The following is a 21,258-nucleotide window of genomic DNA, read 5'->3' as shown; positions in this document are numbered from 1 at the left end:
CCTCGGCACAAGGACGCCATCGTAACGCCGGACCAGACCGGTGGAGCGCCCGATGAGCGGACCCTACACCCTGTGCAAGGCCACCCTGGCAGATGCCCCCGCCCTGCGCGCCCTGCATCGCGTGGCCTTCGCCGGCCTCGCCGGGGCGCACTACACCGCCGACCAGATCGAAGGCTTCTTCACCGAGGTCGAGACCGTCGATCCCGACCTGGTCGCAGACGGCACCTACTGGCTGATCGAATTGGGCGGCCTGCCCGTCGCCTCGGGCGGCTGGACGATGCGGCCGCCCGGCTACGCCCCAGCCGCCCAGGCCCCGGGCACGGCGACGATCCTTGCCGTCTTTACCGACCCCGGCCATGCCCGCCGCGGACTTGCCCGCCGGATCATGGACCGGATCGAGGCGGATGCCGTGGTCCTGGGCCAGGCCGACCGGATCGACCTCTGCGCCACGCTTTCGGGCCTGCCGCTCTACCTCGCACTCGGCTACCGGCCCGTCGAGGCGCGCAGCCTGAAGCTCGCCAGCGGCGCGTACTTTCCGGCGATCGCCATGACCAAGACGGTCTGGCCGCCCTTCGAGGCAGATAGCCCCGTCATCCCCGCATTCCGCGCCTCGGCCGCCTGAGGCCCTGCGCGGGCCAACCCGGCCCAAACCCGGGCCATCCTGCAAACCCGGAGAAACCGACATGAGACTTCTGACGACAACCGCCCTTTCGGCGGCGCTTCTGGCCCTTCCCGCCGCGGCGGAAGGCCCAGTGCGTCTGGGCATCCTTCTGGGCTTCACCGGCCCGGTGGAATCCCTGATGCCCGACATCGCCGCCTCGGCCGAACTTGCCAAGCGCGAGGCGGGCGAAAGCGGCCTGTTCCTCGGCGGCCGCAGCATTGAGCCGGTGCGCGCCGATTCCACCTGCACCGATGCCGCGGCTGCCGCCAGCGCCGCGCAGCGCCTGGTCGATTCCGAGGATGTCGCGGCCATCGTCGGTGCCGACTGCTCGGGGGTGACCACCTCCGTTGTCGCGAACGTCACCGTCCCGGCTGGCGTCGTGGCCATCTCGCCCTCGGCCACCACGCCCGCGCTGACCACCGCCGACGACAACGGGCTGTTCTTCCGCACCGCGCCCTCGGACGCGCGGCAGGGGCAGGTGCTGGCCGAGGCGGTGATCGCCCGCGGCATCACCGAGGTCGCGCTGACCTACACCAACAACGACTATGGCGAGGGGCTGATGAACTCCTTCACCGACGCCTATCAGGCCAGGGGCGGACGCGTCCTGCTGAGCGCCGCGCACGAGGACGGCAAGGCAGACTATTCGGCCGAGGTCGCCGCACTGGCCGCGACCGGGGCCGAACATCTGGTGGTCTTCGGCTATGTGGATCAGGGCGGCGCGGGCATCATCCGCGCCGCACTCGATACCGGCGCCTTCGGCAGCTTCATCATGGCCGACGGGATGCTGGCCGACCAGCTGGGCGAGCGCTTCGGGGCCGAGATCGACGGCAGCTTCGGCACCACCCCGGGCAGCGATGATGCGCTGTCGCAGGCCTTCGAGGCGCAGGCCCAGGCGGCGGGCATCACCGGCACGGGCCCCTACCGGGGCGAGGCCTATGATGCCGCCGCTCTCCTGATCCTCGCCATGCAGGCCGCGGGCAGCGCCGACCGCGGCGCCATCGCGGCGCATATCCTGAACGTCGCCAATGCGCCAGGCGAGCCGATCGGGCCGGGCGAGATCGCGCGGGGCCTCGAGATCCTCGCCGCCGGGAGCAACATCGACTGGCAGGGTGCAACCGGGGTGGAGCTCACGCCCGAGGGTGACGCGGCGGGCACCTACAAGGAGATGACGTTCCAGGGCGGCACGCGCCGTTTCCTCGCCCTGCATTGAACCCGCGACGCCGGGGCGGCACTCCGCCCCGGCGCTACCGTAGCCTGGACCCGGCTGGGTGCGCCGGTCGGCGAAACATGAGACACTGGCCTCGAGGAGACCTCCCATGACCGAGACCGCCGCGCCCGCTGATTTCCATCTCGTGCCGATCCGCGAAGACGGCAGCCCCGCGCAGACGGGACTGACCCTGCCCTCTGGGCTCGCGGAGATGCTGGAGGGCACGCGCGCCCTCTACGCCGCCACTGGCTTCGCGCCGCCCTGGATCAGCTACCTTTCGGTCGCGACGGGCAGGGTCGTGGGCGGTGGCGCCTTCGTGGGCGCGACGCGAGACGGGGCGGCCGAGATCGCCTATTTCACCCTGCCCGAGGCGCGGGGGCTGGGCCACGCCGGCCGCACCGCGGCTGCGCTGATCCGCATCGCGAGGGCGGCGGCAGGCCGCATTCCTCGCTAGAGCCAGGACTCACAACCAATAGATGACGGTTGCAGCGAGGGCGCAGGCGGAGAGGAACAGGATCGGGCATCGGTCATAGCGGGTTGCAATGCGGCGCCAGTCCTTGAGGCGGGCGAAGATGTTCTCGATCTTGTGGCGCAGGCGATAGAGATCTGCGTCGTGCTGGATCGGAACCTTCCGACCCGCGCGGGACGGGATGCTGGGCGAAATGCCCATCTCGATCAGGGCGTTGCGGAACCAGTCGGCGTCGTAGCCCCGGTCCCCGAGCAGGGCTGCCGCTTTCGGGATGGAGGGCAGCAGCGCCCGCGCTCCGATGTAGTCCGAGGTCTGGCCCGCCGACAGGAACATCCGGATTGGGCGGACCTTCGCGTCGGCCAGGACATGGAGTTTCGAGTTGAGCCCGCCCTTCGTGCGCCCGATCAGCCGACCGCGCCCCCCTTTTGAACCGAGAGGCTCGATGCGGTCCGGTGTGCCTTCGCATGGGTCGCGCCGATCATCACGATCCCGGTTTCCTGGGCCTGCGCCGCCAGTTCGGTCATGATCGTGGCGAACACGCCCATCCGGCTCCACCGCTTCCAGCGGTTGTAGAGTGTCTTCGGCGGGCCATAGGCCGAGGGCGCGTGCTTCCACATCAACCCATTGCGCTGAATGAAGAAAATCCCGCTCAGCACCCGCCGGTCATCGACCCGAGGCTTGCCGCGTGACTTCGGAAAGAAGGGCCGAAGCCGCTCCATCTGCTCGTCCGTCAGCCAGTAAAGCTCGCTCATGATCCCTCCCCAAGTTGGGAGTTTGAATCATGCCGCGTGCCGTCGCTCAAGCGGATTTATGGGTCCTGACCCTAAGCAACAAGACCCCGGCAGAAGCGCGCCGGGCGCTCGAGCAATTTGAGGGATCCGCACCCGGCGCGCTTGTCCAACCCGAAACCGACCACTATCAACCCCAAGGACTCTCGTTATGAACGAGGGACGACCGGGGGGCAGGTCACCAGCGATCGCTCCAGATCGTCGAAGACCGGGGCGGCATGGGCGTGGCGGAGTTCGGCGCGTCGATCAGGTGGCGACCCTCTGGCCTCCTTCTCCACAGCGTAAAGCTGGGCGATCCGGCCGATTGCCTCTTCGGCGATGGGCGAGCCTTGCGACCGGTGGATGTCGACGAACTTGCGCCTGACATGGGCCATGCAGGCGACCTCGCGGATGGCCCCGGAGCAGTAGAGGTCTTCGAACCCGGCATGTCCGTCAGCATCATCCAGCCGCGGTAGCGGGCGAGGTGATCCTTGGGGTGCTGACCTTTCCGGTCACCCGAGAATCGATACCAAGCGGCGGGCGGGGCATCGCTTCCCCACGGTCGTTCGTTACGGGCATAGGTCCAGAGCCGGGCAGTTTGAGTCTTGCCGGTCCCGGGGGCGAGCATGCTGATTGGTGTATCGTCCGCAAAAATCGCCTCGGCCGACAGGACATGACGCCCGATGGCATCGGCGAGGGGTTCGAGCAGGGCGGTAGATTTGCCGACCCAATCAGCGAGGGTGGAGCGATCCAGATCGAGCCCCTCGCGGTCGAAGATCTGGCTTTGCCGGTAAAGTGGAAGATGGTCGGCCTTCGGGGCGGTGCTTGAACCAGTGGCGCACTCGCCCCTCAGTTGCTGACCAGAACATGGGCCAGCAGACCCGGGCCGGGGCGGCCGCGTTCGATGGGGCGCGAGGGCAGTGGCGACTGAACAAACTTCTCGCAGCAGGCGCATGTCAGCCGGGGGCGGACAATCCGGTTCACGATGAAGCGCCCGGGGACGTATTCTAGTTCTTCGGTCACATCTTCGCCGATCCGGCGCAGGCAGCCGCCGCAGTCAGCGCAGGCCTCGACACTGGGCGTCAACTCAACTTCCATCCGCGGAACATGATCCGGGATCGGGCGGCGCTTTGGTTCATCCTTCTCCCCAATGTCGGGCAGCTTCATCCGTGCTGTCATCGAGGCGGCGGCGATCTCGCTGGTCTCCAAGGCCAGTTGCAGTTGCTCGACCGTCTCGGATGACGCGCCAAACCGGTGCGCGCGGTGCCCAGCCAGCTGATGCCGCAGCTTCTCGATCAGGATCGCCTGCGCCGTCACCTCGGCCAGAAGCCGCGAAATGAAGCTGCGCAGCTCCTCGGGGTCTTCCGGAAATGTCAGGGTCTGATCGAGCATGCGGGAAGTTTATCCCAGTGTATTCCTTGTGGAAATCCTTCTCTTGCAGGGCAGCAGATTATCCCGCTGCCAAGGGCCGCCAGGTTCGCTGCGGGGCCCGCCAGTCGATCCCCTCCAGCAGCATCGACAACTGCGCAGGCGTCAGTGCCACCTTCCCCTCCTTGGCCGAGGGCCAGACGAACCGGCCCTTCTCCAGCCGCTTCATGAACATGCAGGCGCCTTGACGATCGCACCAGATGATCTTCACAAGGTCACCCTGCCGACCACGGAACACGAACAGATGCCCGGCGAACGGGTCCTGCTTCAGCACCGCCTCGGCCTGCGCTGCGAGCGCAGCAAAGCCCTTGCGCATATCGGTGACACCTGCCGCCAGCCGGACCTGCGTGTTAACCGGAACCGGGATCAAACCGTCAGACCCCGGATCAGCCGCGCCAATGCCTCGGGATAATAGCTCCCGCTGATGCGCATCCGGTGCCCATCCGCCAAGTCAATCTCGATGTGGTTATCTGTGGCAGGCATCTGCCGGATCACCGGCGCTTCCTTGACGATCTCCACCGGCAGAAAGCGCAAACCGACGTCCTCTGATCCCGTTCCGGGCTTGGGCCGATACTTGGGATCGCGCAGCCACTTGAAGGTCAGGTTCGCATTCACCGCATAGCGAAGCGCCACCTGGGCCACGGATACGCCCGGCGCCGTCGTCCGCAGGCAGATCGACCGGTTCTCTTCATCCGTCCAAAGTCGCCTCGTTCGCCGCGCCATCAAGCACCATAGTGTCCACTAACGTTGGTGGACACTATCCCGCACCATCGCACTTCGGCAGAGCGGTCAGGCCGGACGCTTACAAAGGAACTGCGTGTTGGCGGGCAGGTCCGCGGTGATCTCCTGCTCGAAAACCGCACCGGACACCTCGTCGAACACCCGTACCCAGAAAGAGCTGCAATTGGGACGCGCCGCGATGAACAGGGTGAGCACGCCGCCCCTGGCGGTGCTGTGGTCCTTTGCCAAGGTGGACGCCGACCTGTCGCGCATTCTGTCGGCCGGGCCGCGCGTGGCCGAGTTCCTTGGCCGGATGGTGCCGCCCTACCCGTCGGTGCTGCCCGAGATCCTCAAGGGCAGCGCCGAGACCCTGCGTATCGCGGTTCTCGGCACGCTGGGCGCGGTGATCCTGTCGGTGCCGCTTGGCATCCTGGCCTCCGAGACGATGGCCCCGCCCGCCGTGCACCGCCCGCTGCGCACGGTGCTGGTGCTGATCCGGGCGGTGCCGCTGATCGCCGCGCGCTACACCATCGACAGCCACCTTGTTACTTTTGCCTGGCGCGAGGGCTTTACCGGGCTGGTCTGGCAGATCGAGCGGTCGCCCGCCGCCTGACCGGCCGGGCACCGTTGCGGGCCTATCCGGACAGCCCCTCGGCAGCGGCAATGGCGTCGATCTCCGCCAGCAGCGTTTCGGCCCGCGCCTTGGTCTCCTTTCCGCGAAGCGCCAGCGCGCCCTCGCGTACCGCCGGAAGATTCGCGGTGAAGTTTCCGACCAGCAGGAAGCCTATCATCCCCATCATTGAATGCGGCTGGCACTGGTAGGCATAGGTACCCTCGACCGTAAGGGTCAGTTCGATCTCTTCGTTGATCTTGCCCTTGAATTCTTCGGCACCCTCGGGGATCAGCCCCTCGATCGACTGCGCGTTGTGTCCCTTTTGTACCGCCCGGAAGGTCACGGTGTCGCCGGGCTGCGCGCGCACCACGCCGGGCAGGAACAGCATCTTCTGCTTCTTGTCGTCAGGATTCACGTTCAGCATCTGCACCTCGTGGGCAGTCGTCTGGGCTGCAAGCCGCCGGGGCAGAAGGATCAGCGCGGGCAGTGTCAGCAACAGGCGGCGGTGCAGGCGGGTATTGGACATTCTGTTCTCCTTGGTTCGGCAATCAATGATGTCGGGCCTTCAGCGGCGCAGCGGTGTTGCAGCCGGTGCGCCGCCTTCCGGCAGCGGGTGTTCGGCAGGAAACAGCCCCGCGAGCATCGCTGTGGCCTGCAGGATAGCGGGATCGGCCGGGTCGCCATGCATCCGGCACGCAACGATCTGCGCGGAGTTCAGCCGATTGCGCCGGATCGCATGGATCAGCGCCATCAGGTCGGCTTCGTCCCCGGCCGCCGGATGCGGCATCGGCCCGTCCGAAAGGGACGGGACCGGCAAGGCCCTGCCACGTGCGGCATCGACAGCTTCGGCCAGGTGCAGGAGCGACTGGGCCGCACGCGGGCCGTTGCTGATGCCCCAGAGTTCGGTCGCCAGGCCAAAGGCAAGGCGCCAGCCCGGCACCGCATCCGGTGGCGCATCAGCGAAGAAATGCCGGGTCACAGCCAGAAGGCCGCGTTCGAAGTCATCCGGGTCGGACCGGACGTCCGCATGGCTGTTGCGCAGTCGGGTATCGTGGATCACGGAACCACCCGCAGCGCCGGACGCGCCCGCGGCCCCCCGGTCGATTGCCTGCAGGCGGCAGGGCTGGCCGTGCTGTGGACCAGCACGGGCCATTGGCGCAGATCGGCGGGTTGGCCACCCGCGCGCATGGATGCGACAAGGCTGGACAGCAGGGCTTCACGCAGGCAGGGCGACAGGCCCGAGACGTGCCGCCTAGCCAGTACGTCAAGTGCAAGCAGATGCAGGGGATCGGTCGACATGGCGCCTCCTTGTGCCGTGGTACCGACAGGTGGCGCTGTCGGCGGTTGGGGACTGGCACACAGCTAGCGTCATGTACTTTACTGAAAGACACGCCTATTGCAAGGGGCGGCATTCCGCCCGCTGCCGGGTGGACCGGCAGGAATTAGGGCGCTGTTGCCTTTCCAACGGAATCTCTTGCATTTCCGACTAAAACGATAAACTAAAGCATACCTAGTACTGCGCGGTGTCCGTCACGCTTTCGCCGCCGTTCGGCGTCCCTGACGGAACCATGCTGCAACGGCAACCCGCCATCACCAGCGGCTGCATGCGGCCCTGATCCTTACGAGGTGACCATGACGCTCCCTGCACCACCAACCCCTGCGCAGCACGCCGAACGACCCGCCTGTTGCCGGTGCGGCCGATGACCGGATGCTGCCGGATGCCGAACGGAACGCCGCTGTCCGACTTTGCCCCGACCCCCGACGAAACCGCATTCCTGACGATAGCGCGCCACTACTTCGCGCAGTTCGCCGCTCCCGCCAGCCAGTGCTGGATCGCCGCCCTGTCCGAAAGCCTGCGGGTGGCGGGCGATGCGCACGGTCCCGGTCTCGCCTTCGACATCCTGTCGGTCGTGCAGGCGCTGCGGGCGACGCGGCAGTCCTGTTTCGCCTTCAACGCCGCCGGCTGCCCGACCTGTTCGGTCTTCGTGACGCCGGTCGAGCGCCTGCTGCTGTCGGTCCACCGGATGACCGCGCGCGGGCGGCAGGACGATGCGCAGGCCATGGCCTCGATCCTGTGCGAGGGCAACGACCCCCGCGCCCTGCTGGCCGCGATCCGGCTTCTGGTCGGAACGCAGCGAGAGGTGGCGAGCGGTGGAGCCGAACCTGCATCCTGCACCTCGCCGCCGGTTCCGCGATGACGCGACGCGGGCTGGCAGGCGTCCGGCACCTTATGGCCGCTGTGGGGCGGATCCTGTCCTTGCTGAGGCAGGTCGCCTGGCCCGACGACGCAGCGCTCGACCGGTGGACGGACCGGCACGACGGTGTGCCATGACGCTGGCGCAGCGGCGGCGCACGGACATCACACCCGGATCGGTGGCGGCGCTGGGCGAAAGCGTCATGCAGCAGCGCATCGAGATGTTGGTGCCGCGGACGCAGGTCATGGCGCGCGGCTGGATCGATCCGTTGCTGGTTACACCGCACCTGGCAGTGCTGAGGGGTGACCTTTCGGGGTTGCGCCCGTTTGCCGCCGAGGTCGATGGCCATCCCGGACTGACCCTGGAGTTGCGGCTGGCGGGCGAAAGCCGTTCGTCCGAGGCCGCGACCGGCCGGGAGTTCTCGCTGCGGGCGGGGGACTGGCTGGTGGTCGGCAGTCCCGGACCATCGACCTGGCTTGTGAACGCCCCGGCACAACCCGGCTTCCGCACCGTGTCGGTGCACGTGATGGCCGAGGGACTGCCGCGGCTTGCCGCCACGGACAGGGCCGCGGCGGCCACGCTGCGCGCTGCCATCGCAGGCCGGACCCTGCGCAGCGGGCGCATGTCCGCGGCACTGCTCCAGCTGGCGCTGACCCTGTTCCACCTGGACCAGGCGCCCCCTGCGGCGGCGCTGCGGGCCGAAGGGTTGGCCCTGGCGGCGCTGGCCGATATCCTGCCGTTGCTGGGCGGGGCCGGTCCGGAGGCCGCCGCGCGACCGGCCGCGACCGGCCTCGCCGAACTGGCGCTCCGGCGGGTGGCCGAGCGGCCGACGCTCGACCTGACGCCGGCCGCCCTGGCCGATGCCTGTGCCGTGTCGCTGTCCACGCTGAACCGCGCCCTGCGGGCCGAGTGTGGCACCTCGGCCTTCGCGGTGATCCGGCGCGCGGCGCTGGGGGCGGCGCTGCGACTCCTGCGCGACGGCGTGCCGGTGGCCGAGGCCGCGCGTGCCGTGGGCTATGCCTCGCCCGAGGCGCTGGCGAAGGCCTGCCGACAGGAATACGGCCTGCCCCCGTCCGGCCTGATCCGACCATCCTGACCCGTTCGGACAGCGGATTGACCGGATCGGACAGGCGGCAACGCTGGCAGCGGCACCGGCGCGCCGCTATACCCAAGTAAAATGCTTGGGAATGAGGGCGCCATGCGGCGATTGGTTCGCGGAACTCTGGCCGGATTGCTGTGCAGCGTCGCGCTGTCCGGCCCGGCCGCAGCACAGGACGGGGACACTTTCCTCGGCACGATCGTCCTTCTGGGCGAACGCGTGGCGCGCACGCTGGACCAGACCCTGCAGGGCGTCAGCGTCCTGCCCGGCGATGCGCCGGACGTGGCGCAGCCCGGCGCGCAGATCAACACGGTTGTGCCCCGCACCCCCAACGCCTTCGTGCAGGGGCCGAGCGAACTGCCCTCGATCCGCGGCACCCAGGGCGGTGGCGCGGGCGGGCTGAACTCGGCCGCCATCACCGGGGCGCCGTCGCGCCTGCCCGTTATCATCGACGGCGTCACCCGGATCCCCAGCCTGGTCAACAGCGCCTTCACCTCGCTGTGGGACGTGCAGCAGATCGAGGTGCTGCGCGGGCCGCAGTCGCTCCTGCGCGGGCGCGCGGGCATCGCCGGGGCCGTCGTCGTCGAGACCAACCGCCCGGCCGACACCTTCGAGGCCGCGATCCAGACGGGCATCGCCTCCAGCGCGGTCAACGGCCCGCAATACGTGCTGAACGGGATGATCTCCGGCCCCGTCGGCCCCGACCTGCGGGCGCGGCTGACCTTCGAGCATCTGCGCGGCGACGACCCGCGCGAGGTTCTGGGCACGGGCGGGGACTGGATCACCGAATACAGCACCCTCCGCCTGCGCGGCCAGCTTGAAGGCAGCGTCGATCTGGGGTTCGGCAGCGTCACCGACTGGGCGCTGATCGCGGAAGGCCAGACGGGCTATGTGCCGCAGACGCGGAACTTCATCCAGGACCCGGGCCTGACGGGGCGACCCTATGCCGACCGGGCGCTTAACGCCACCGCGCCGATGCGCGCCTTCGACATCGATGCAACCGTCCTGGCCTTCAAGACCGGCACCGACATCGGCGCGGGGCGGCTGGAAACCGTGCTGTCCTGGGGCCGCGACCGGTTCGCCAGCCGCAAGGAGCAGACCTTTCCCAGTCGGCTGGAGGCGGACGAGCGTCTGCTGAACCTCGATGTGCTCTACCGCTTCGGGGCCGAGGGGAACCCTGCGGCGGGGCAGTTGAACGGGATCGTCGGCCTGGCTTTCGAGCGGCGCGAGCAGGCCTTCGACGCCACCGGCGCCCCCCTGCTGGCCAGCATCGACGTCAAGGCCCGCAGCGCGGCCGTCTATGCCGATCTGCGCTACGGCCTGGGCGCGCGGACGACGCTGAGCTTCGGCGCGCGGCTGCAACGCTATTCCGACACCCGCGACATCGCCACCACGGTCCTGTTTCCGCCGCCCTTCCCGCCGGTGTTCGGCGCCAACTCCAGCGCCACCGACGAGACCATCTTGCTGCCCAGCATCGGCATCGGCTATCGTCTGGACGACCGCAACACGCTGGGCCTGTCGCTGCGGCGCGGCTTCACGCCGGGGGGCGCGGCGATCAACGCCTTCACCGGCGTGCCCTACAGCTATGACAGCGAAAGCATGTGGACGGCCGAGGCCACCTGGCGCCACGAAAGCGCGGACGGCAACCTGCGCTTGGGGCTGACCGCCTTCTACAACCGGCTCGACGCGCCGCAGGTCTACGGCGCCACGGTGCCCGGCAACCGGCTGAGCCTGCAGGTCTTCAACCAGGAAGAAGGCGAATCCTGGGGCATCGAGGCCGAGGGCGACTGGCAGGCGACCGACGACCTGCGGATCGACGCGGCCTTCGGCCTTCTTACCACACGCATCACCCGCGCCGCCGCGGCGACGCCCGCCGTGCAGGGCAACCGGTTCGGCCAGGACCCGCGGGCCACACTGTCGCTGGGTGCCGTCTGGACACCGGCGCCCGACTGGCAGGTCGACGGCCGGATCACCTATGTCGGCAAGACCTTCAACGATTTCAACAATCTGCCGGAAGAGGCGGTGGGCGACTACACGGTCGTCGATCTGGGCGTCAGCCGGTTCATCGGGCAGGCTGAACTGCGCGCCTATGTCACCAACCTGACCGACAGTGCGGGAAAGACCCGCATCGTCACCGGGGCCGGGGCCGACCTTGTGGCGCCGCGCACGATCGGGCTGACCCTGACGCGGCGGTTCTGAGATGGCAATGGCCCTCGGATCGCAGCACCGCTCTGGGATTGGCCCGATCCCGTCACTGGCCGTGCTGTCCTGTTCGGCGGCAGTCGCCGGGCAGTTCATCATCTTTGCCGTTCCCTTGTTCCTGCGCGCGGGCGGGGCGGCATCGGGGGCGGTGGGGCTGATGATGCTGGTGGCGATCCCCTATGTGGCGCGTTTCCTTTGGGCGCCGCTGTTGGACCGGCGCGGGGTGGCGCGGCTCGGGCATTACCGCGGATGGGTGCTGGGGCCGCAGGTGGTTCTGGTCGGGCTGTTCGCGGCACTGGCCACGTTGGACCCGGTCGCAGAGGCCATGCTTCTGGTGGCCCTGCTGGTGCCGGTGTCGGTCTGTCTCGGCACGCAGGTGATGGCGCTGGAGGCATTGACGGTGCGGCTGATTCCCGCCCCCGACGTGCCGCGCGCGGTGGTCTGGCAGCGCGCGGGGACCGCATTGGCCGGGGCGATACTGGGCGGCGGTGTCGTCTGGGGCTTCGGCGGGCTGGGCTGGGCTGCTGCCATGCTGGCGCTGACCGTCGTGCAGGCAGCGGCGCTGGCGCTGCTGTTGGCCGCTCCGTTGGACAGGGGCGCACCCCGCCCGGCCGTGCTGGCCTTTCATCCGGCCGACTATGTGCGTGTGTTTCGCCTGCCGGGCATTCCTGTGCTGTTCGCGGTGGGCGCACTGGCGACCCTGGTCTGCGATCTGCCCTATGCGATGAAGTCGGTTCTGCTGGTGGATGCGGGCTTTGGCGTGGCCGAGGTCGGGCTGATCGGCATTGTGCTGGCCAACGCGTTGGGGCTGGTCGCGGCACTGGCGGCACGGCCGCTGGTGGAACGGCACGGCGGATATCGGGTGATGGTCAGCGTGGCGGCTCTGGGCTGCGGGCTGGCAGCGGTGCATCTGGGCCTCGGCCATCGCACGGGCTGGCCCGTGGCGGCCTATACCGTCACGGCAGGTGCCTTGGTCTATGCCGCGTCCATCGCCATGGCGCAGCTCTTGTATGCGCGGGTCGATCCGGACCGGGCCGCCACAGACGTTGCGGGTTTCGGGACCGCTTCCAGCATCGTGATCCTCGCCATCAACGCCGTCGCCACAGGCATGCTGGACCGGGTTGGCCTGACTGCCGTGCTGACGGTCGCCGGGATCGCAAGTCTGGCGGGGGCAATGCTGGCCGCAAGGCAGGGGCGGACATGATCGAAAGCCATGCCTTGGCCACCCTGCCGGACGCCGCCGCTGCCTTTGCCGCCCTGCGCGCGCATCTGATCGAAAAAGGCGTGCGGCCGACGCAGGACAGCGACGGCACCTTCAGCTTGGACTTTCAGGGCAACAGCCTGTGCATGACGCTGGAAGGCGCCGCAGTCAGCTTTGCCCTGCGCGCCACCAGCGAAAACGCGCTCTACTTCCTGCGCGAAGCCGTGGCCGAACATCTCGCCGAGATCGCCCCCCGCGCCGCCCGGTCGCTGGTCTGGACCGGGGCGGGGCCGGTGGCCGCGGCCCGGCCGCCGAACTTCCGCGAACTGGCGGTCGAGGCGCGCGCGGTGCCGATGCCCGGCCTGATCCGCCTCTGGCTGCGGGGCGAAGGGCTGGCGGCGCTGGCCGACGAAGGGCTTCACGTCAAGCTGATGCTGCCCGCCGATCGGAGCATCGCGCCGGTCTGGCCCGCGGTAGCGGCGAACGGGCGCACGCTCTGGCCGCGGGGGGCGCAGCGGCTGCATGTGCGCTACTTCACCATCGCCGCGCTGGACCCCGACGGCGGGCGCATCGCCATCGACGTGGCCGACCATCCGGGCGGCGCGGTATCGGACTGGGCCCGTGCCGCGCAGCCGGGCGACCGGATCGGCGTGATGGGGCCGGGCGGCGGCCGGCCTCCGGTGACGCCGGGTCCGATCCTCATGGTGGCCGATGCCACCGGCCTGCCGGCCGCCGCGCGCATCCTGGCCGCACGCGGCCCCGCAACGACCGGCTGGCTGGTGGCCGAAGGCGAGGCCGCGTCGCTGGCCGCCTATCTGCCCAAGACGGAGACGGACATCTTGGCCCTGCCGCCCGGGCGGTTCGCGGCCGAGGCGGTGGTGCTTGCCGCTGATCTGCTGACCCGACAACCCGCCCATGTCTGGCTTGGCGCAGAGCATGCCCTGGCACTGGCACTGCGCCCGCTGTGCAGCACAATGCCACCCGACCGCACCGAGATCGTCACCTACTGGCGGCGCGGCAAGCGTGGGGATGCGCGGCGGCACGACGACTGAGCCGCACACCGCAGGCCTGCCCGGTACAGCCGGTCCGGCACCAGGGTGGGAGGCGGGGCGGGAGGCGGGGCGTCAGGCGGCGCCCGCGGCCTGCGGCAGGATGTAGGGCCCCTGTGCGGGCAGCACGCCGACCCGAAGCGCGCAGCCGTAGGCCTGTGACAGGTGCGTGTCGGTCAGCACCTCGGACACGCGCCCCGCCGCCAGCACCCGGCCCCCGGCCAGAAGAGCCACACGGTCGGCGAACATGGCCGTCAGGTTCAGGTCGTGCATGACCGCCACCACGCCGCCCCCGGCATCGGCATAGCCGCGCGCCAGCCGCATGACCTGCAACTGATGCGCGATGTCGAGGCTGGCCACGGGTTCATCGAGGAACAGCCAGTGCGGTCCTTCGGGACCCACAGGTTGCCAGACCTGCGCCAGCACGCGGGCCAGTTGCACGCGCTGCTGCTCGCCGCCCGAGAGTTCCTGATAGGGGCGCGCGGCAAGGCCCTGCAAGCCCACTGCCGACAGCGCCCGCTCGGCCAGGCCGGGATCGGCCGCCGACAGGCCCGCGCGCTGTCCCAGCCGCACCACCTCGGCCACCAGGAACGGAAAGGCCAGCGGCGTTGCCTGCGGCAGCACGGCGCGGACGGCGGCAAGGCGCGCGGGTCGGGCGGCGGCGATGTCGATGCCATTCAGCGTGATCCGGCCCTCTGCCGCACCCTCGCCGGTCAGGGCGCGCAACAGCGTGGTCTTGCCCGACCCGTTCGGCCCGACGATGGCCGTCACGGCCCCTGCGCGGGCCTCGAAGTCGACATCATCCAGGATCCGGCGCCGGCCGATCCGCAGGGTGAGGTGAGAGGCGGCCAGCATTACCCTAGAGATCCAGGATGCCGCGGCTGCGCAGCAGGATGAACAGGAACACCGGCGCGCCCAGGACGGCGGTTACGATCCCGATGGGCAGTTCGGCCGGGGCCACCACCAGGCGCGCGACCATGTCCGCCCCCACCAGCAGCGCGGCGCCAAGCAGGGCCGCGTTCGGCAGCAGGTACCGGTGATCCGGCCCGCTGGCCAGCCGCAGCAGGTGCGGCACGACGATGCCGATGAAGCCGATGCCGCCCGACACCGCGACCGCCGCCCCGGTCGCCGCCGCGACCGACAGGATGGCCAGCCGCTTGACCCGCTCCACCTCGACCCCCATGTGCAGCGCCGCCGCCTCGCCCAGGGCCAGCCCGTTCAGCCCGCGCGCCAAGAGCGGCGACAACAGCAGCACCGGCAGGATCAGCGGCGCGGCCAGCGCGATCTTTTGCCAACTGGCCCCGCCGAGCGAGCCGAGACCCCAGAAGGTCAGGTCGCGCAACTGCCGGTCGTCGGCCAGGTAGATCAGGATGCCGGTCGCCGCCCCGGACAGCGCGCCAAGTGCGATCCCCGCCAGCAGCATGGTGGCGACGGATGTGCGCCCCTGCCGGGACGAGACGGCGTAGAGCAGCAGCGTCGCCGCCCAGCCGGCAAGGAACGCCGCTGCCGGCACCAGATACTGGCCCAGTGCGGCGGCAAGGCCCGCTGGCAGAAGGCCACCCAGCACGATGGCCAGGACTGCCCCCAGTCCGGCCCCTGCGCCGACGCCGACCAGCCCCGGATCGGCCAGCGGGTTGCGGAACAGCCCCTGCATCAGCGCGCCCGACACCGCGAGCGCCGCGCCCACCAGCATGCCCATGGCCAGCCGCGGCAGGCGGATGTCGAACAGCACGACCCGGTCGCGCGCCGCCATCGCCTCGCCGCGCAGCCAGCCCGCGGCCAGATCGACCAGCGACACCCCCGAGGCGCCGGTGCCCAGCGACAGGGCGGCCACCAGCGCCAGGCAGGCGAACAGGACCACCGTCGCCTGCCGCGCTCGTGCCGAGCGGTCGCCCTGGGGCGCAACATCGGGGCGCATAAGGGCCACCATGATCAGGGCTCGTCCCCGTACAGCGCCGCGTGCAGCTTGCGCACCGCCTCGGGCGTGCGCGGGCCGAAGCCCAGCAGCAACAGCCCGTCCATGCGGATCACCGCCCCGTCGCGCGCCGCAGGCGAACCGGCCAGCGACGGCAGGGCGAAGAGTTCGGCATCCAGCGCCGCATGGTCGCCCCCGCGGTCCATCATCAGGATGACATCGGGGGCGGCGGTCAGTACGGCCTCGTCCGTCATCTGCTTGTAGCCCTCGAACCCGGTCGCCGCGTTGACCCCGCCTGCCAGCCGTATGATCGCTTCGGCCGCGCTGCCGTCCCCCCCGGCCATGATCCGCCCGCCTTGCGCCGAAAGGACGAACAACACCCGTTTCGGCGCGGTCACGCCGGTCGCCAGGGCTTCGGCAGCGGCCAGTTCTGCCGTCACGCGGGCAGCAAGGGCCTCCCCCTCGGCCGGAAGGCCGAGCGCCCCGGCCACGGCCGCGATCTTGGCCGCAACACCCGCCGCCGTGGGATCATCTGGCATCAGCACGAAGGGAACGCCCGCGCCGCGCAGCACCTCCACCGCCTCGACCGGCCCGGCGTCGGCTTCGGCCACGATCAGGTCCGGACCAAGCGCCAGCACGCCTTCGGGCGACAGGGCGCGCAGGTAGCCCACATCGGGCAGCGCGAGGATGCTGTCGGGGAAGGACGAGGTCGAATCGCGCGCCACCAGCCGGTCTTCGGCGCCGAGCGCCACGACGATCTCTGTCACCGACCCGCCCAGCGACACGATGCGCTGCGCCGGTTCCTGCGCGGCAAGCGGCACGCCAAGGGCACAGATCGCGAGCGCAGCCCCGATGGCGAACAGGCGGGTCATGCAGGCACCTCCGCCCTGTCCGGCAGCGCCGCGGCAATGTCGTTCCAAACCGCGAGTTCGGCCATGTCGGTCTTCTCGCCACGCTGGCCGAAGATCTGCAGGATATGGCGGCCCTCGGCGTCGAAGGCCTCGACCGAGATTGCATCGCCCCGCCGCGTCGGCTTGGCCACCCGCCAGACCTCGGCGATGTGGTCAAGGCGCAGATGCAGGTTGAAGCGGGGATCCATCACGTTCTGCCACGGACCCATCGGGCGCAGGGTGGCGATCGGGCCGGAGTGGATCTGGATGCAGCCGCGGTTGCCGACAAAAACCATGATGCCGATCCCGGCCGCCGCCACGGCAGCCAGTGCCCGGTCAACCGCCGTGGGGTCAAGCTGTGTCGCGAAAGGCGCGCCGACCATGCGGTAGGCCCCCAGCCGGTTGAACTTCAGCTTCGCGGTCAGCCGCATGAACTGGTGCGTGTCGGTCATCCGGGCCCATTCGCCCCGCAGAGCGTCAAGCCGGGCCGCATCGCCGCGGGCCCCCTCGGGCGCGGGGCGAGGCGCGGTTGCCACCGTGCGGGCGGGATCTTCCGTCGCCAGCGCGTCAACCAAGGCCTGATAGGCGGCGGCGTCCGATTCCGCCCGCAGATACACCTTGTGCACTGCATCCCCGGCGCCGTCGAAGACCTGCAGGCTGTGGCGCGGGCCATCTTCTGTGTCGCGCGCCACGGCAAAGCCATGTACCCAGTGCTGCGGAAAGATGCGCAGGTCGATGTCGTCGGCCAGCACCATCGCCGCGTGGTTGCCGCCCTGGTAGTTGTCGTAGCGCCCGACCTTCTCGTGCACGGCCGAGTCGTTGCGCGTCAACGCCATCACCTCGCCCAGAGCCGCCAGCGCCGGGACCAGTCGGTCGGGGTCGGCGGCGATCCGGCGCACGCCATGGCCGACATGGGCGGCCACGAGCTCGGCTTCCGAGATGCCCAGCTGTGCAGCCAGGTCCCGCTCGCGCAGTTTCGGATGTTCGGCGCGGGCAGCGCGGATCAGGTCGGGGTCCATCATCCCATCGTCTCTCCGGTAGGGGCTTGAGTTGGGCTGGCGACCTGACCGCATCGGCCGGGGTGTCGCTGGCGAACTGCCGCAGAAAGTTATGGCGGCGAGTTGTTGACATTAATAGTCGGATAAAATAAGCGCTGCAAGACAAGAAACGCGGGCCGGACAGGGCCTGCGGCGCCAGCGGTTTCGCCAGCCCCAAATCACAAGGGAACCCCGGGGGAAACCATGCTGCGTACGACTTCGATACCTGTTGCCCGCGTCAGGCAACACGCCCTGACCGCATTTTTCGCGGCGACAACCGCGCTGACGCCTTGCATCGCGCCGGCACAGGAACGGCAGCCCGAGGGGTTGTTCACGTTGCTCGGTCGCGTCGTTCTGGGCTTCGGCACGCCCAAGGTCGCCTCGGACACGCCGCTGGCGGTGACCGTGCTGGACCAGGAAGACCTTGACCGCGAACCGGCCGCCACCGTGCGCGGCATCTTCGACGGCGTCCCGGGCGTGCAGACGGCCGGGTCCACCGCGCGCCCGCTGGGCCTTGCCTTCAACATCCGCGGCGTCGGCAACACCGAACAGCCGGCTTCCGAAAGCCGGATCATCGTCACGGTCGATGGCGTGCCGAAGTTCTACGAACAGTACCGCATGGGCTCGTTCTTCAGCGATCCCGAGCTGTACAAGCGGGTCGAGGTGCTGCGCGGCCCGGCGGCGGGCACGCTGTATGGTTCGGGCGCGATCGGCGGCATCATCAACTTCACCACCAAGGACGCCTCGGACTTCCTGCAAGACGGCGACAGCAGCGCGCTGCGGTTCCGGCTGGGATACGGGTCCAACGGCGACAGCGCGCTGGCCTCGGCGATCTATGCCGTGCGGCCGAGCGACCGCTTCGAATTCCTCGGCGCGCTGAACTACCGCCGCTCGGGCGATGTCAAGGACGGCGACGGCACCGTCATCGACGGCACCGGCTACGGCACCCCCTCGGGCCTGCTGAAGGGCACCTGGACCCTGGGCGGCGGCCAGAAGCTTCGCTTCTCGGTGCAGCGCTGGACCAGCGACGAGGATGAAGCGCGCTATGCGCAGACCGGCTCCAGCTCCTTCGGCACGGTAGACCGCAGGGTGGTGGACACGACCGCGCTGCTGAGCTTTTCGGACGACGTGCCCGACAATCCGCTGCTCGACTATACCTTCAGCCTGGGCGTGTCGGACACGACCAACGATCAGACGAACGCCAACCCCGGGTTCCCCTCGTCCTCGGTCCTGTTCCAGGACACGAGCTACGGCTACCGCACCGTGACGCTGAAGGCGCAGAACCGGTCCGAATTCTCGGGCGCGGGCTGGGAAGGCTCGCTTGTCCTTGGCCTCGATGTCTCGCAACTGGAACGCACGGCGCGCCCGGCCAGCGGGGTCAACATCGGCTTCCACCCCGAGGGGACGGACCGCAGGGTTGCCGTCTATGGACAGGGCGAATTCGTCTTCGGCGAAAGGCTGACCATCATCCCCGGCCTGCGCGCCGATTTCGTGAATCGCACGCCGGGCCCCCTGGTGCCGGGTGCCACCGAAACCGACGACGTGGCCGTGTCGGCCAAGATCGCGGCCCTGTACGACATCACCGAGGACCTGTCGGTGTTCGGCTCCTGGGCCTCCACGGAACGCCTACCGACGCTTGACGAGCTCTATTCCTCGCAGGTCAGCCCGACGGTGCAGGCGCCGGCCCTGAACCTCGAGAAGGAGAAATCCGAATCGGTCGAGCTTGGCATTGCCTTTGACCGGCAGGGGGTGTTCGGCGCCGATGACGCGCTTCAGTTCAAGCTGACGGCCTTCCGCAACGACGTGGACAACCTGATCGAGCGCAGCCCAAGTTCGGTGCCGGTCTATTTCCGCAACATCGGTACCGCGCGGTTCGAGGGCGTGGAGCTGGAAGGCAGCTACGAGGCGCCGGGCGGTTACGTCCGCCTTGCCTATTCGCATGTGCGAGGAGAGGACACGACCTTCGACTACACGCTCAGCTCCACGCCGGCCGACAGCCTGTCGCTGACGCTGGCGCGCAGGCTGCCGGACAGCGGGCTGGAATTCGGCTGGACCGCGCATGTCGTCGACCGAATCTCGACCTCGACGCGCAGCGTCAACACGGGGGTCATCACGACCACGGACTTTTCCGCCTATGACGTGCACGACATGTTCGTGAACTGGACGCCGCAGCGTGGGGCGCTGGCGGGAACCGACATCCGCTTCGGGGTCGAGAACGCGTTCGACAAGACCTACCAGAACAACCTCGACCAGGAAAACGGCCCCGGCCGCACGTTCCGGCTGACCCTGACACGCACCTTCTGAAAGGCAACCGATGCGACGAACCCCTGCCTTCGCGGCCGCCCTCGCCTTCGCCGCCAGCCTGTCCCCCGCCGCCGCCGAAACGGCCGGGGGGCAGGCGCCCGTGCTGACGATCGAGCTGAACGCGGTCGAGCCACAGGCGGGCGCCTGCCGACTGGTGTTCCTGGCGACGAACGCGCTCGGGGCCGACCTATCGGCGCTGGTGGTGGAAACCGTTGTGATCGACCGGGCGGGCAAGGTCGTCCTGCTGACGCTGTTCGACTTCCGCGACCTGCCGCAGGGGCGCCCCCGCGCGCGCCAATTCGATCTGGCGGGCACCGATTGCGCCACGCTGGGCCGGGTGATCCTGAACGACATCCATGCCTGCACCGGCGAGGGCCTGGACCGGGCGGCTTGCAAGGCCGGGCTGCACTGGTCCAGCCGCACGGATGTGGAGCTTCTGGGATGATGATCGACCTGCTGCCCGGTCAGGTGCGCGAGTTGCTGATGTTGGGCGGGCCGGTCATCTGGCTGCTCACCGGTCTGTCGGTGGTCGCGCTGGCCGTCATCCTGTTCAAGCTGTGGCAGTTCTGGCGGGCCGGGCTTGGCCGCCATGCCGCGCTTGAGGCGGCGCTTGCCGACTGGGATGCCGGGCAGGCCGACAAGGCCCAGTCTGCCACTGGCCGGGCGCGTTCCGGGCTGGTGCCGGTCCTGTCGGCCGCGCTGGCGTCGGATGGCTCCGCTGCCGCGGCGGAACGGGTGGATGCCATGGCCGAAGACGCCATGGCGCGGCTGGAAGGCGGGTTCCGCCTGCTTGACGCCATCAGCCAGACCGCCCCGCTTCTGGGCCTGTTCGGCACCGTGCTGGGCATGATCGAGGCGTTCCGGGCGATGCAGGGCGCGGGCGCGGCGGTTGATCCTTCGGTGCTGGCGGGCGGCATCTGGGTGGCACTTCTGACCACGGCGGTCGGCCTTGCCGTGGCGATCCCGACCGGCCTGATGCTGACCTGGTTCGAGGCGCGTGTGGCCGCTGAACGCCTGTGGCTGGCGGGGGCCCTTGCCCGGGTCCGCGCGCCGCTCAGACCCGCTTCGCCCGCCGCGGCGGGCGGGACCGCCCCCTTGCAACCGCTGCGCGCGCATGCCGGTTAGACTGGCGGCCTTCCGGCGGCGCAGGCTGTCGCTGACCTCGCTGATCGACGTGATCTTCCTGCTGCTGTTGTTCTTCATGCTGTCCTCGACCTTCTCGAAACACGGCGAGATCCGGTTTCTGGCCGCAACGCAGGGCGCCGCCCCGGCCGCCGCTGAACCGCCGCTGTTCCTGCGGCTGGACGGCGACGGGCTCAGCCTGAACGGCGTGGTGATCGACCTTTCCCGGCTGCCCGAGGCGATCCGGGCGCAGAGCGGCGGCGACCCGGCCCCGCGGGTGATCGTCGCCGTCACGGGGGCGGTCACCGCGCAGGCGCTGGTCGATGTGCTTGCGCCGTTGGCGCGCATCGACGGCCTTCAGGTCACCGTGGTGGACTGA

General features: G+C 69.5%; 24 protein-coding genes and 2 pseudogenes. 14 read left to right on the top strand and 12 right to left on the bottom strand.

Going from position 1 to position 21,258, the window contains the following annotated elements; genetic code table 11:
• The first annotated feature begins 52 nt into the window (after positions 1–52).
• The 3 genes from G8O29_RS12335 to G8O29_RS12325 all read left to right on the top strand — a co-directional run bounded on the left by G8O29_RS12335 (position 53) and on the right by G8O29_RS12325 (position 2,322).
• The gene (locus tag G8O29_RS12335; protein ID WP_166403537.1) at positions 53–622 is read left to right on the top strand and encodes a GNAT family N-acetyltransferase; all 570 of its coding nucleotides are present in this window, start codon (positions 53–55) and stop codon (positions 620–622) included.
• A gap of 61 nt (positions 623–683) precedes the next feature.
• Positions 684–1,871, top strand: coding sequence for an ABC transporter substrate-binding protein (locus G8O29_RS12330; protein ID WP_166403536.1), 1,188 nt, complete (start codon positions 684–686; stop codon positions 1,869–1,871).
• 106 nt (positions 1,872–1,977) lie between these two features.
• Entirely contained in the window at positions 1,978–2,322 is a 345-nt protein-coding gene (locus G8O29_RS12325) for a hypothetical protein (RefSeq protein ID WP_166403535.1), read from the top strand.
• A 9-nt stretch (positions 2,323–2,331) separates the two neighbouring features.
• Here G8O29_RS12325 and G8O29_RS12320 read toward each other — a convergent pair.
• A protein-coding gene (locus tag G8O29_RS12320; RefSeq protein WP_242679088.1) for an IS5 family transposase occupies positions 2,332–3,089 on the bottom strand; the annotation gives its coding sequence in 2 pieces (ribosomal slippage) (positions 2,332–2,771 and positions 2,771–3,089; 759 coding nt in all).
• 68 nt (positions 3,090–3,157) lie between these two features.
• Between G8O29_RS12320 and G8O29_RS12315 the strand changes: the two are divergent.
• Positions 3,158–3,280: pseudogene (locus G8O29_RS12315) on the top strand (IS3 family transposase); the annotation flags it as partial.
• Here the strand turns inward: G8O29_RS12315 and tnpC are convergent.
• The 4 genes and pseudogenes from tnpC to tnpA form a co-directional block, all read right to left on the bottom strand.
• Positions 3,275–4,059, bottom strand: a pseudogene (tnpC, locus tag G8O29_RS12310) (IS66 family transposase). The pseudogenes G8O29_RS12315 and tnpC sit on opposite strands and share 6 nt — an antisense overlap.
• Complete coding sequence (locus G8O29_RS12305; RefSeq protein WP_166403533.1) at positions 3,954–4,496, bottom strand: IS66 family transposase zinc-finger binding domain-containing protein; 543 nt, start codon at positions 4,494–4,496, stop codon at positions 3,954–3,956. Before G8O29_RS12305 ends, tnpC begins: the two are co-directional and overlap by 106 nt.
• A gap of 58 nt (positions 4,497–4,554) precedes the next feature.
• Complete coding sequence (tnpB, locus tag G8O29_RS12300) at positions 4,555–4,902, bottom strand: IS66 family insertion sequence element accessory protein TnpB (RefSeq protein WP_166403532.1); 348 nt, start codon at positions 4,900–4,902, stop codon at positions 4,555–4,557.
• Positions 4,899–5,255, bottom strand: a complete 357-nt coding sequence (gene tnpA / locus G8O29_RS12295) for an IS66-like element accessory protein TnpA (RefSeq protein WP_207623804.1) — start codon at positions 5,253–5,255, stop codon at positions 4,899–4,901. Before tnpA ends, tnpB begins: the two co-directional genes overlap by 4 nt.
• A 97-nt stretch (positions 5,256–5,352) precedes the next feature.
• Between tnpA and G8O29_RS18495 the strand changes: the two genes are divergently transcribed.
• A complete protein-coding gene (locus G8O29_RS18495) occupies positions 5,353–5,865 on the top strand; it encodes a PhnE/PtxC family ABC transporter permease (protein WP_242679085.1) in 513 nt (170 codons plus the stop codon).
• 22 nt (positions 5,866–5,887) lie between these two features.
• Here the strand turns inward: G8O29_RS18495 and G8O29_RS12280 are convergent, their stop codons facing one another.
• Genes G8O29_RS12280 through G8O29_RS12270 form a run of 3 tightly spaced genes read right to left on the bottom strand, consistent with a single transcriptional unit; the run spans position 5,888 to position 7,164 of the window.
• Positions 5,888–6,391 (bottom strand): pseudoazurin, encoded by a 504-nt coding sequence (locus tag G8O29_RS12280; protein WP_166403530.1) that lies wholly within the window; start codon positions 6,389–6,391, stop codon positions 5,888–5,890.
• Positions 6,392–6,430: 39 nt separating this feature from the next.
• Entirely contained in the window at positions 6,431–6,925 is a 495-nt protein-coding gene (locus G8O29_RS12275) for a hypothetical protein (protein WP_166403529.1), read from the bottom strand.
• Positions 6,922–7,164, bottom strand: a complete 243-nt coding sequence (locus tag G8O29_RS12270) for a hypothetical protein (RefSeq protein ID WP_166403528.1) — start codon at positions 7,162–7,164, stop codon at positions 6,922–6,924. Before G8O29_RS12270 ends, G8O29_RS12275 begins: the two co-directional genes overlap by 4 nt.
• A gap of 401 nt (positions 7,165–7,565) precedes the next feature.
• On the opposite strand from G8O29_RS12270, the gene G8O29_RS12265 reads away from it, so the two are divergent.
• The 5 genes from G8O29_RS12265 (at position 7,566) to G8O29_RS12245 (ending at position 13,614) form a co-directional block, all read left to right on the top strand.
• On the top strand, positions 7,566–8,063 hold the full coding sequence (locus tag G8O29_RS12265; RefSeq protein ID WP_207623799.1) for a hypothetical protein: 498 nt from the start codon (positions 7,566–7,568) through the stop codon (positions 8,061–8,063).
• A gap of 130 nt (positions 8,064–8,193) precedes the next feature.
• Entirely contained in the window at positions 8,194–9,156 is a 963-nt protein-coding gene (locus G8O29_RS12260) for a helix-turn-helix domain-containing protein (RefSeq protein ID WP_166403526.1), read from the top strand.
• 102 nt (positions 9,157–9,258) lie between these two features.
• Entirely contained in the window at positions 9,259–11,358 is a 2,100-nt protein-coding gene (locus G8O29_RS12255) for a TonB-dependent receptor (RefSeq protein ID WP_166403525.1), read from the top strand.
• A 7-nt stretch (positions 11,359–11,365) separates the two neighbouring features.
• Complete coding sequence (locus tag G8O29_RS12250) at positions 11,366–12,565, top strand: MFS transporter (RefSeq protein ID WP_166403524.1); 1,200 nt, start codon at positions 11,366–11,368, stop codon at positions 12,563–12,565.
• Entirely contained in the window at positions 12,562–13,614 is a 1,053-nt protein-coding gene (locus G8O29_RS12245) for a siderophore-interacting protein (RefSeq protein WP_166403523.1), read from the top strand. Before G8O29_RS12250 ends, G8O29_RS12245 begins: the two co-directional genes overlap by 4 nt.
• Positions 13,615–13,686: 72 nt before the next feature.
• Here the strand turns inward: G8O29_RS12245 and G8O29_RS12240 are convergent, their stop codons facing one another.
• From G8O29_RS12240 to G8O29_RS12225, 4 genes are read right to left on the bottom strand one after another with little or no spacing between them, the layout of a single operon-like run.
• Positions 13,687–14,466 carry a heme ABC transporter ATP-binding protein gene (locus G8O29_RS12240; RefSeq protein WP_166403522.1) on the bottom strand — a complete coding sequence of 260 codons (780 nt, stop codon included), beginning with the start codon at positions 14,464–14,466 and terminating at the stop codon, positions 13,687–13,689.
• A gap of 4 nt (positions 14,467–14,470) precedes the next feature.
• Positions 14,471–15,541, bottom strand: coding sequence for a FecCD family ABC transporter permease (locus tag G8O29_RS12235; protein ID WP_166403521.1), 1,071 nt, complete (start codon positions 15,539–15,541; stop codon positions 14,471–14,473).
• 2 nt (positions 15,542–15,543) lie between these two features.
• Positions 15,544–16,398, bottom strand: a complete 855-nt coding sequence (locus G8O29_RS12230; protein ID WP_166403520.1) for a heme/hemin ABC transporter substrate-binding protein — start codon at positions 16,396–16,398, stop codon at positions 15,544–15,546.
• Positions 16,395–17,438: a hemin-degrading factor gene (locus G8O29_RS12225; RefSeq protein ID WP_166403519.1), complete on the bottom strand. Its 1,044-nt coding sequence runs from the start codon at positions 17,436–17,438 to the stop codon at positions 16,395–16,397. Before G8O29_RS12225 ends, G8O29_RS12230 begins: the two co-directional genes overlap by 4 nt.
• Before the next feature lie 219 nt (positions 17,439–17,657).
• Between G8O29_RS12225 and G8O29_RS12220 the strand changes: the two genes are divergently transcribed.
• The 4 genes from G8O29_RS12220 to G8O29_RS12205 are packed head-to-tail and all read left to right on the top strand — an operon-like array spanning position 17,658 to position 21,258.
• Positions 17,658–19,757: a TonB-dependent receptor domain-containing protein gene (locus G8O29_RS12220; protein WP_166403518.1), complete on the top strand. Its 2,100-nt coding sequence runs from the start codon at positions 17,658–17,660 to the stop codon at positions 19,755–19,757.
• A 10-nt stretch (positions 19,758–19,767) separates the two neighbouring features.
• Positions 19,768–20,202 (top strand): hypothetical protein, encoded by a 435-nt coding sequence (locus tag G8O29_RS12215; RefSeq protein WP_166403517.1) that lies wholly within the window; start codon positions 19,768–19,770, stop codon positions 20,200–20,202.
• Positions 20,199–20,882, top strand: a complete 684-nt coding sequence (locus G8O29_RS12210) for a MotA/TolQ/ExbB proton channel family protein (RefSeq protein ID WP_242679083.1) — start codon at positions 20,199–20,201, stop codon at positions 20,880–20,882. Before G8O29_RS12215 ends, G8O29_RS12210 begins: the two co-directional genes overlap by 4 nt.
• Positions 20,872–21,258, top strand: a complete 387-nt coding sequence (locus G8O29_RS12205; protein WP_166403516.1) for a biopolymer transporter ExbD — start codon at positions 20,872–20,874, stop codon at positions 21,256–21,258. The genes G8O29_RS12210 and G8O29_RS12205 overlap by 11 nt, the downstream gene beginning before the upstream one ends.

Source organism: Rhodobacter calidifons (assembly GCF_011174775.1).
Lineage (GTDB): Bacteria > Pseudomonadota > Alphaproteobacteria > Rhodobacterales > Rhodobacteraceae > Tabrizicola > Tabrizicola calidifons.
This window is presented reverse-complemented; position numbering and strand designations above follow the sequence as displayed.